This window comes from Thauera linaloolentis 47Lol = DSM 12138 (assembly GCF_000310205.1).
GTDB classification, from domain to species: domain Bacteria; phylum Pseudomonadota; class Gammaproteobacteria; order Burkholderiales; family Rhodocyclaceae; genus Thauera; species Thauera linaloolentis.
Genome location: NZ_AMXE01000009.1, coordinates 60391 through 69812, shown reverse-complemented (window position 1 = coordinate 69812; position 9422 = coordinate 60391). Strand labels below are relative to the sequence as shown.

Below are 9422 nucleotides of genomic sequence, written 5' to 3'. Positions count from 1 at the left end.
CGTGGGCTCCGGCAACCTGGCCTTCGACCTGGATGCCGACATCGACAACACCGGCGAAATCGTCACTGCCGGCGGCCTGTGCATGACGACCACCGGTGCGCTGAACAACAGCGGCACGCTGGCGGGCGACACCGTCGACATCGACGTCAACGGCACGCTCAGCAACTGTGGCCTGATCGACGGCGGCGAAACCCGCCAGGCTTCCACCGCCAGCAAGGGCAACCGCTGGCGTAAGGACAGCAGCACCGAAGTCGGCAGCACACTCCGGGCCACGAGCGATCTGCCGCTGTCCGCCGGACGCGACCTCTCTGCCCGTGCCTCCGACGTGACGGCCGGCGGCGACATCCGCATCAGTGCCACGGGCGCGGGCGAGCACATCGAGGCCGGCGACAAGGGGTTCGACGTGCGCGTGGGCGGTGACACCACCCTCACCGGCGCGGCCATCGCCAGCACCCAGGCCGCCGTCGACAACGACAGGAACCGCTTCAGCACCGGCGGCAGCCTGACGCTCGCCGACCTCGAAAACAGGGCCGAGTACGACGCTCAGGGCGCCAGCCTGAACATCGGTACGGGCGTGAGCTTCGATGGGGCGTTCACCCCGCAAGGCACCAGCGCCGGCTTCGGCGAAGACAGCGACAGCGCCCGCAGCATCAACACCGCCGGCATCAGCGGCATCGCAGGGGACACTGCAGTGCGCACGGGCGATGCGCCCACCGGTATCGTGCCGATCTTCGATGCGGAGGCGGTGCAGAAGGACATCGATGCGCAGGTCAAGATCACGGAAATTTTCAGCCAGCAAGCTCATCAAGCCGTCAGCAGCTATGTGCAGGAGGCCAGACAGGCCCTGCGCGAACAGATCAATCAAGCGGAAACTGAAGCGGACAAAGCCGCCCTTCAGGCCCGCCTGGATGAACTTCTTCTGGAAGAGCGCGTAATGAACGTGCTGATCGGCGCGGTCACGGGCATGGGCGGCACCGCGCTGCTCAGGGAAAGCCTGTCGGCCGCGGCGGACGAAATGCGCCGCTTGTCGATCGAGAACTCACGCCTCTTCGACGGCATCACCGATGGCAATACCACGCTGACCAACCTGCTGGAGGGCAAGAGTGAAGGCCTGCGTGGCGATGGCGTCGGCTTGGGCGGGACACGCGCGATCTGGATTTGTTGTGCGGAACGGTGAATGAGCGGTGCAAGACACAAGTTGATGCCAACGGCAATGCAGTTTTCGATGAAAGGGGCATCCCGAAGCTGGAGCTTACCGCAGATAACTTGGTACAGTTCGACCCTGCAAAAGCGGGGTTCAATAGCCTGGCGGATTTCTTGGAGAGAACCGATGAAGGCAAGAAAATGTCCGGGCCCACAGGCGGTATTCAGGGCTGGGCAGGAACGTTGTTTGGCGTGCCCTATGCTGCCGGCAGTTGGCAGGACAAACTGATCGAAGCCTTTGCGGGTACGCACGATTACATTGGCGGAAACCTTAGTGGGTTGTACGATGAACAGGGCAGTGCGACAAGAGGGCGAGGAACAACGGAAGCGATACTTCATGATCGATGGAGCGAAATTGCCATTCCGCTGTCGGCTCCCTTTGCTGCGGCAGAGCTGCTTTCTCCTGAAATATGGAAAGCGATTTCTATTCTATTGAACAGTGCAAGATGAAAGTTCTATTAAAATCGGCATCTTTATTGAGCCTGTCACTTGTACTCTCAGGATGTCTCTATGGTCAGTGCTTGAATGGCCCGTGTGCACTTGAGCGCAAGGCATACCTTAAATCTATCAGACCCTACATCGAATACTGGGAAAAATCCGGAATGACGGTGGATAGCCGCCACCGGGATTCAGTAGATTGCAGGGCTGGAGGCGTTACGGCAGCAGGTATTTATCGGCCAGAATTTGATAAGGCGAGACTTTCCGACGAAAAGGAACATGAAACATACAATCGCCTGTTCCGCGACTGGCAACGCTGCATGGTTGCAAAATATTACCGCTTCACCGGCAAATGCTACGACAACGAGATCGGACGCACTTCTCCAGCTTGCGTAGGGCGTGTACTTGAACCTCTCAAATGATTGAGAACGCCACATTCCTAGCACGGTGACGGTCAGTATCGACGAAGCACGCGAAACCGATCCACCGCGGACCTGACGCTGGCCGCCGGGCGCGACCTGGCGATCGAAGCGGCCACCGAAACCCATGCCGAGACCCATTTCCGCAAGGAGAAGAAGAGCGGCCTGTCCACTTCGGGCGCCAGCCTCAGCGTCGGTTCGCAGAAGCTCACGCAGAACACCGACACCGACGCCACCACCGCGCTGGGCAGCACCGTCGGCAGTGTCCAGGGCAACATCACCCTGGTGGCCGGGCGGCAGTACACCCAGACCCGATGACACTAGCTGAATTTATCGAAACGCCAGAAGGGCAACGCATGGTTGCGCAACCGGCAGAATTCAGGGATACAAGGGAACATTTCTCGGGAAACCCTATGAAGCGGGGAGTTGGCAGGACAAGCTAATCGAAGCTTTTGCAGGAACACACGACCATATCGGAGGAAATCTCAGCGGACTGTATAACGAACAGGGCAGTGCGACGCGAGGCCGTTCAGATGCTGAAAAAATACTTCATGAAGCATGGAGCGGCGTTGCAATTATCCCTTCAACTCCATTTGCAGCAGCCGAACTCCTGCAGCCAGAAATATGGCAAGCCATCTCTATTTTCTTGAAGACCGCAAAATGAAGAGAAAAATCATCATTCTTACGATTTTTTGCATTCCCCATTTACTATTAGGCTGTGGGATCGGCGGATTCTGGATGGAAGGAAACCCATTTCACGAAAAGAGCCAACCCTATGGGACACATTGGATTAAGAAAGGGGTAACGATTGAACAGCGGCGTGAGGATTCGTGGGCATGCGGAGCAGCAAAAACAGCACTTGCTGCTGATCACGTTATTTTCAGTAAAGAACAGTTACAGCATACAAAACACCCAGATGGCAAAGACGATTTCGCCCCTCGAACAAGACTCACCAAGGCATGGATAGCCTGCATGGAATCCAAAGGCTACCACTACGAAAAATAAAAGCAGGATATCTTGAAAATCCAAAAACCATGAAAATAGAATGGGGCAGCAAATACGAACCCCCACCCCCTATCGAACAACCCATCAAAAACTGGGCACTCAATGAATTAGCCGAGGAGTTAAAGAGGTCAAAAATTAATATCAACATCAATCTTCTATGCGCTCCCGACGCATTCGATGACGGAGGATGGTGCATACATGAAGAAGATGGTGTCTGGCTAGTTTATCATTCTGAGCGCGGGCACCGATCAAGGCCAGCGATCTTTACTAGCTCGTTTGACGCCGCCAATTACTATATGTGGATTCATATCTGCTCCCCTACAGCCGACAATTCATCTGTAGGGCGATTGCCTCGAATTCGCTAAAGGTGTAACCAGCAGCCTGATTACCGACAGCCAATAATCTGGCGGTGCTCGGCAGGCAGGGGCGCCGTCGTATCCGCCGACCGGGTCGCGGCCAACATCGGCGGCAACCTCGTCATCGAGAGCCTGCAGGACATCCACACCTTCGAGAGCGAACAGAAGAGCGCCGGCTTCGGCGGCATCGCAGGGGACACCGCCGTACGCACCGGCAATGCGCCCGATTCTGGCGCCCAGGTGCGCGATGCGCGACAATGGCACGCACGTCCCGGATGCCGCACGGGCAGGACTGCCGCCCGACTGGGGGCGTTCCCGATGCCTGTGGCGCGCCTCGCCCACTCACGTCGGATTTTCGCCCATGCATACGCGCGACACCGCTCTCACCACTGATCAGAAGGCCCTGCAGCTCAACCTCGACAAGTACAAATACGGCTCCATTGTCGAGATCGGCGCCGGGCAGGAAGTTGCGCGCCGGTTTTTCCAGGTCGGCGCGGCGGCAGGCACCGTCGCCAAGACCATGTCGGCCTACGACATGGCGGTGAGCGACGACATCTACGGCCATGTGGACCGCTACGTCAGCCGCGCACGGCTGCTGCAGATGCTGGAAAAGGAGTTCGACCAAGTGGTGGCACGGCTCGCTCATCTGCGGCCGAAGAACACCACTTTCTTCGCCTATGCCGCCACCGTCACCGCACGCAGCTTCAAGCAGACGAACGAATGCCACGGCTGGGTCGGCATCCGCCTGCAGTTGCATCCAGGCGCGGCGCCCAGCGACGTGATCCTGCACGTACGCATGCTCGACAACGACAACGCGCAGCAGGCCGAGGCGCTCGGCATCCTGGGTGTCAACCTGATCCATGGCGCCTTCTTCCACCACCACCATCCCGAATGGGTGGTCGAGGGCCTGGCCGACGCGCTGGGTTCGGAACGCATCGAGGTCGATCTGATCCATTTCGCCGGCCCCTATTTCGAAGAGGTCGACAACCGGCTGATGAATCTGCACCTGATCCGCAGTTGGCTGACGCGGGCGGTGGTGTTCAACCCGGCCGGCGAGATGGTGGTGCCGGGCGAGCTGTTCCACCGCAAGCCGGTGATGGTGATCCGCGGCAGCTTCAAGCCGGTGACCTGTGTCAATGTGGACATGATGACTGCCGGCCTGAAGCAGTTCAGCCAGGTCGCCGCGGTGGACCAGAGCGAGATCGTGTCGCTGGCCGAGATCACGATGAATTCGCTGATCAGCGGCGACAGGGTCGACGGTGCCGACTTCCTCGCCCGCATCGAACTGCTCGCCTCACAGGGCTACACGGTGATGATTTCCGATTACGTGCGTTTCTTCCGTCTGCGCGCCTATCTGCGGCGCTACACGCAGAAACCGATCGGCATCGTGCTGTCGGTGCGTGATTTCGATTCCCTGTTCGACGAGAAATACTACGAAGGCCTCGAGGGCGGCATCCTGGAAGCCTTCGGCAAGCTGTTCCCGGACAACACGCACGTCTATGTGTATCCGTCGCGTCCCAGCGGCGGCGGCGCGGAGCGGGTGACGCTGGACAACGTGCAGGTGCCGGCCAAGCTCCGCCACCTGCTCGCCCACCTGATGGACAACGACAAGCTGCTCGCCGTGCAGCCGCTCGACGACAGCCACTTGCACATCGACGCTGCCGAAGTACTGGCCGGCCTGCGCCGCGGTCGCGGCGCCTGGGAGCAGGACGTGCCCGAACCGGTGGCACAGCGCATCATCGACGGGCGTCTGCTGGGTTACGACATCGCATAGGCCAGAAGAAGATCATCGCCCTTCAGCGCATCGTGCCGAAAAACTCGGCGTTGCTCTTGGTGGCCTTCAGCCGGGTCAGCAGGAACTCGACGGCTTCGAGGTCGTCCATGCCGTGCAGCAGACGGCGCAGTATCCATGTCTTCTGGAGTTGATCGGGCGGTACGAGCAATTCTTCCCGCCGGGTACCGGAGCGATTGACGTTGATCGCCGGATACACCCGCTTTTCCGCCAGACGGCGGTCGAGGTGGAGCTCCATGTTGCCGGTGCCCTTGAATTCCTCGTAGACCACATCGTCCATGCGGCTGCCGGTGTCGACGAGCGCGGTGGCGATGATGGTGAGCGAACCGCCCTCTTCGATGTTGCGTGCGGCGCCGAAGAAGCGCTTGGGTTTTTGCAGCGCGTTCGAATCCACGCCGCCGCTCAGGATCTTGCCCGACGCGGGTGCTACGGTGTTGTACGCACGGGCCAGCCTCGTCAGCGAGTCGAGCAGGATGACGACGTCGCGCTTGTGTTCGGTGAGGCGCTTGGCCTTCTCGATCACCATCTCGGCGACCTGGACGTGGCGGCTGGCGGGTTCGTCGAAGGTGGAGGCGATGACTTCTCCCTTGATCGAGCGCTGCATCTCGGTCACTTCCTCGGGGCGTTCATCGATCAGCAGCACGATCAGCACCACGTCCGGCTGGTTGGCCACGATCGAGTGGGCGATGTGCTGCAGCATCACCGTCTTGCCGCTCTTGGGCGGGGCGACAAGCAGGCCGCGCTGGCCCTTGCCGATGGGTGCGATGAGGTCGATCACCCGGCTGGTGATGTTCTCCTCTCCACAGTTGTCCCGTTCGAGCTTGAAGCACGCCTGCGGATGCAGCGGCGTGAGATTCTCGAACAGAATCTTGCCCTTGCATTCAGCCGGCGGGCGGCCGTTGATCGCGTCGACACGCTCCAGCGCGAAATTCCGCTCTCCTGCCTTGGGAACGCGGATGATTCCTTCGATCGTGTCCCCGGTGCGCAGGTTGAAACGCCGGACCATGGAGGGCGAGATGTAGATGTCGTCCTGGCCGGCCAGGTACGACGAGTCGGCCAGGCGCAGGAAGCCGAAGCCATCGGGCATCAGTTCCAGGGTGCCGTCGCCATGGATCGGCCCGCCGCTGCGCGCATGGAGCCGCAACAGGGCAAACACCAGATCCTGCTTTCGCAGGCGCTGCGCGCCCTCCACACCCTGCGCCTGCGCCATCGCCAGCAATTCCGAGACGTGCAGGGATTTGAGTTCCGACAGGTGGAGCAGCGGGCCGGTGGGGGCATCCGTCCCCGCGAACTCCTCGCCCTCGGTCGGCTCGGGCAGGTCGTATTCCTCACCGGGGCCGCCGGCACCATGCCGGGCAGCGCCTCGGCCGTTCTTCCCGGGGCCGTTGGGAGTGTGGGAGTTGTTGCGGCGCCTGCGTGCAGGATTCTTCGAGCGCGGTTTCGCAGCGGGTTGGGGAGTATCAGTCACTCGTAAATACCGTGCAAAGGAATCGAACGGAAGGCTGTGCCCTCGTGCAGCGGTGCACTTCGCACGACGCCGGCGACGCGGGCCAGGAAAGCCAGCTCGTCAGAGCTTGCTGCCCACCCACTCTCTGACGCCCGCCAGCGCCGCTGGCAGGTTTTCCGGCTGAGTGCCGCCGGCCTGGGCCATGTCGGGCCGGCCGCCGCCCTTGCCGCCGACCTGCTGGGCGACGAAGTTGACCAGCTCGCCGGCCTTGACCCTGGCGGTGCTGTCGGCGGTGACCCCGGCGATCAGCGAGACCTTGCCGTCGGCAACCGACGCCAGCACGATGGCAGCGGTCTTGAGCTTGTCCTTGAGCTTGTCCATGGTGTCGCGCAGCGTGGGCACGTCGGCGCCGTCGAGCGTGGCGGCCAGCACCTTGATGCCGCCGACCTCGACCGCCTGGCTCACCAGGTCGTCGCCCTGGCTGGCGGCGAGCTTGCTCTTGAGGCGGGCGAGTTCCTTCTCGAGCGCGCGGACGTTGTCGAGGATGCCGGCGACGCGCTCGGCGACCTCGTCGGGCTGGACCTTGAGCAACGCCGACATGCCCTGCACGCGGCGTTCCTGCTCCTGCATGTAGTGCAGCGCGTTTTCGCCGGTGATGGCTTCGACACGGCGAATGCCGGCGGCGACACCGCCTTCGGCGACGATCTTGAACAGGCCGATGTCGCCGGTGCGCGCGACGTGGGTGCCGCCGCACAGTTCCTTGGAACTGCCGATGGTCAGCACGCGCACTTCGTCGGCGTATTTTTCGCCGAACAGCATCATCGCGCCGGATTTCTGCGCGTCGTCCAGCGCCATCACACGAGCATCGGTGGCGGCGTTGGCGAGGATCTCGCGGTTGACGATTTCCTCGACCTCACGGATTTCCTCGGCGGTCATCGGCGCGGTGTGGGCGAAGTCGAAGCGGGTCTTGTCCGGGTCGACCAGCGAGCCTTTCTGCTGCACATGGGCGCCGAGCACCTGGCGCAGCGCCTTGTGCATGAGGTGGGTGACGGAATGATTGCGCGCCGTGGCAGCACGCGCGGCGACGTCGACGCGCGCGGCGACGCCCTGCCCCACCGACAGCTTGCCGGTGCGCACCACGCCGTGATGGCCGAACACACTGGCCTGGATCTTCTGCGTGTCCTCGACGCCGAAGATACCGCCCGCCGCGCGCAGTTCGCCACGGTCGCCAACCTGGCCACCCGACTCGGCGTAGAAAGGCGTGTCGTCGAGCACGACGACGCCCATGTCGCCTTCGAACAGTTCATTGACGGCCGCGCCGTCCTTGTACAAGGCCAGGATATTGCCCTTTTCTTCCAGGCGCTCATAGCCGTGGAAGATGGTTTCGGGGCCGTCGTATTCCAGGTTGGCCGCCATCTTGAACTTGCCGGCGGCGCGCGCCTGCTCCTTCTGGCGCGCCATGGCGGCATCGAAGGCGGCGGCATCCACCGTCACCTCGCGTTCGCGGCAGATATCGGCGGTGAGGTCGAGCGGGAAGCCGTAGGTGTCGTGCAGCTTGAAGGCGGTGTCGCCGTCGAAGACCTTGTTGCCGGCCTTTTCCATCGCGTCCAGTTCGGCCTCGACGATAGCCATGCCATTCTCGATGGTGGCGAAGAAGCGTTCTTCCTCCTGGCGCAGCACATCCATGATGCGGCGCTCGCCGTCCTTCAGTTCGGGATAGGCGGTGCCCATCTCGGCCACCAGGTCCGGCACCAGCCGGTGGAAGAAGGCGGCACGCGCGCCGAGCTTGTAGCCGTGGCGGATGGCGCGGCGGATGATGCGGCGCAGCACGTAGCCGCGGCCTTCGTTGCCCGGGATGACGCCGTCGGCGATCAGGAAGGAACAGGCGCGGATGTGGTCGGCCAGCACCTTCAGCGACGGCGAGTCGATGTCGTTGCCCGAGGTTTCACGCGCAGCGGCCCTGATCAGCGCCTGGAACAGGTCGATTTCGTAGTTGGCGTGCACGCCTTGCAGCACCGCGGAGATGCGCTCCAGGCCCATGCCGGTGTCGACCGAGGGCTTGGGCAGCGGGTGCATGACGCCCTGCTCGTCGCGGTTGAACTGCATGAACACGTTGTTCCAGATCTCGATGTAGCGGTCGCCGTCTTCGTCGGGCGATCCCGGCGGGCCGCCCCAGATGTGCTCGCCGTGGTCGTAGAAGATCTCGGTGCAGGGGCCGCAGGGGCCGGTGTCGCCCATCATCCAGAAGTTGTCCGAAGCGTAGCGCGCGCCCTTGTTGTCGCCGATGCGGATCACGCGCTCGGCGGCGACGCCGACTTCCTTGGTCCAGATGCCGTAGGCTTCGTCGTCCTCGGCATACACCGTGACCCACAGCTTGTCCTTGGGCAGCTTGAAGACCTCGGTCAAAAGCTCCCAGGCGTACGCGATGGCATCGCGCTTGAAGTAGTCGCCGAAGCTGAAGTTGCCCAGCATCTCGAAGAAGGTATGGTGGCGCGCGGTGTAGCCGACGTTTTCCAGGTCGTTGTGCTTGCCACCGGCGCGCACGCATTTCTGCGAGGTGGTGGCGCGGCTGTAGGGACGCTTGTCGAAGCCGAGAAACACGTCCTTGAACTGGTTCATGCCGGCATTGGTGAACAGCAGCGTCGGGTCCTCGTGCGGCACCAGCGAGCTGGAGGCAACGATCTGGTGGCCTTTCGATTCGAAGAACTTGAGGAAGGCGTCGCGAATTTCGGCGGATTTCATGGAGGCTGGCGTGTTTTCTG

Annotated in this window: 9 protein-coding genes; 6 read left to right on the top strand and 3 right to left on the bottom strand. The window is 62.0% G+C overall.

Annotation, left to right across the window (positions count from 1 at the left end):
- Window position 1: 1 nt before the first annotated feature.
- From C666_RS04705 to C666_RS20355, 3 genes are read left to right on the top strand one after another with little or no spacing between them, the layout of a single operon-like run.
- The gene (locus tag C666_RS04705; RefSeq protein ID WP_004334417.1) at window positions 2–1177 is read left to right on the top strand and encodes a TrbJ/VirB5 family protein; all 1176 of its coding nucleotides are present in this window, start codon (window positions 2–4) and stop codon (window positions 1175–1177) included.
- Window positions 1174–1653 (top strand): hypothetical protein, encoded by a 480-nt coding sequence (locus tag C666_RS20360; protein ID WP_154666228.1) that lies wholly within the window; start codon window positions 1174–1176, stop codon window positions 1651–1653. Before C666_RS04705 ends, C666_RS20360 begins: the two co-directional genes overlap by 4 nt.
- A complete protein-coding gene (locus C666_RS20355) occupies window positions 1650–2063 on the top strand; it encodes a hypothetical protein (RefSeq protein ID WP_154666227.1) in 414 nt (137 codons plus the stop codon). The genes C666_RS20360 and C666_RS20355 overlap by 4 nt, the downstream gene beginning before the upstream one ends.
- Before the next feature lie 32 nt (window positions 2064–2095).
- On the opposite strand, the gene C666_RS04700 is transcribed toward C666_RS20355, so the two are convergent.
- Window positions 2096–2338 (bottom strand): hypothetical protein, encoded by a 243-nt coding sequence (locus C666_RS04700; RefSeq protein ID WP_004334416.1) that lies wholly within the window; start codon window positions 2336–2338, stop codon window positions 2096–2098.
- 346 nt (window positions 2339–2684) lie between these two features.
- On the opposite strand from C666_RS04700, the gene C666_RS20350 reads away from it, so the two are divergent.
- The 3 genes from C666_RS20350 to C666_RS04695 all read left to right on the top strand — a co-directional run bounded on the left by C666_RS20350 (window position 2685) and on the right by C666_RS04695 (window position 5195).
- Complete coding sequence (locus C666_RS20350) at window positions 2685–3065, top strand: hypothetical protein (RefSeq protein ID WP_154666226.1); 381 nt, start codon at window positions 2685–2687, stop codon at window positions 3063–3065.
- A gap of 398 nt (window positions 3066–3463) precedes the next feature.
- The gene (locus C666_RS21170; RefSeq protein WP_081593378.1) at window positions 3464–3814 is read left to right on the top strand and encodes a hemagglutinin repeat-containing protein; all 351 of its coding nucleotides are present in this window, start codon (window positions 3464–3466) and stop codon (window positions 3812–3814) included.
- Window positions 3783–5195: a hypothetical protein gene (locus C666_RS04695; protein ID WP_004334413.1), complete on the top strand. Its 1413-nt coding sequence runs from the start codon at window positions 3783–3785 to the stop codon at window positions 5193–5195. The genes C666_RS21170 and C666_RS04695 overlap by 32 nt, the downstream gene beginning before the upstream one ends.
- Before the next feature lie 22 nt (window positions 5196–5217).
- Here C666_RS04695 and rho read toward each other — a convergent pair whose 3' ends face one another.
- Both rho and alaS read right to left on the bottom strand, forming a co-directional pair.
- Window positions 5218–6474: a transcription termination factor Rho gene (gene rho / locus C666_RS04690; protein WP_038001075.1), complete on the bottom strand. Its 1257-nt coding sequence runs from the start codon at window positions 6472–6474 to the stop codon at window positions 5218–5220.
- Between the two features lie 306 nt (window positions 6475–6780).
- Entirely contained in the window at window positions 6781–9402 is a 2622-nt protein-coding gene (alaS, locus tag C666_RS04685) for an alanine--tRNA ligase (protein ID WP_004334410.1), read from the bottom strand.
- Window positions 9403–9422 lie beyond the last annotated feature (20 nt).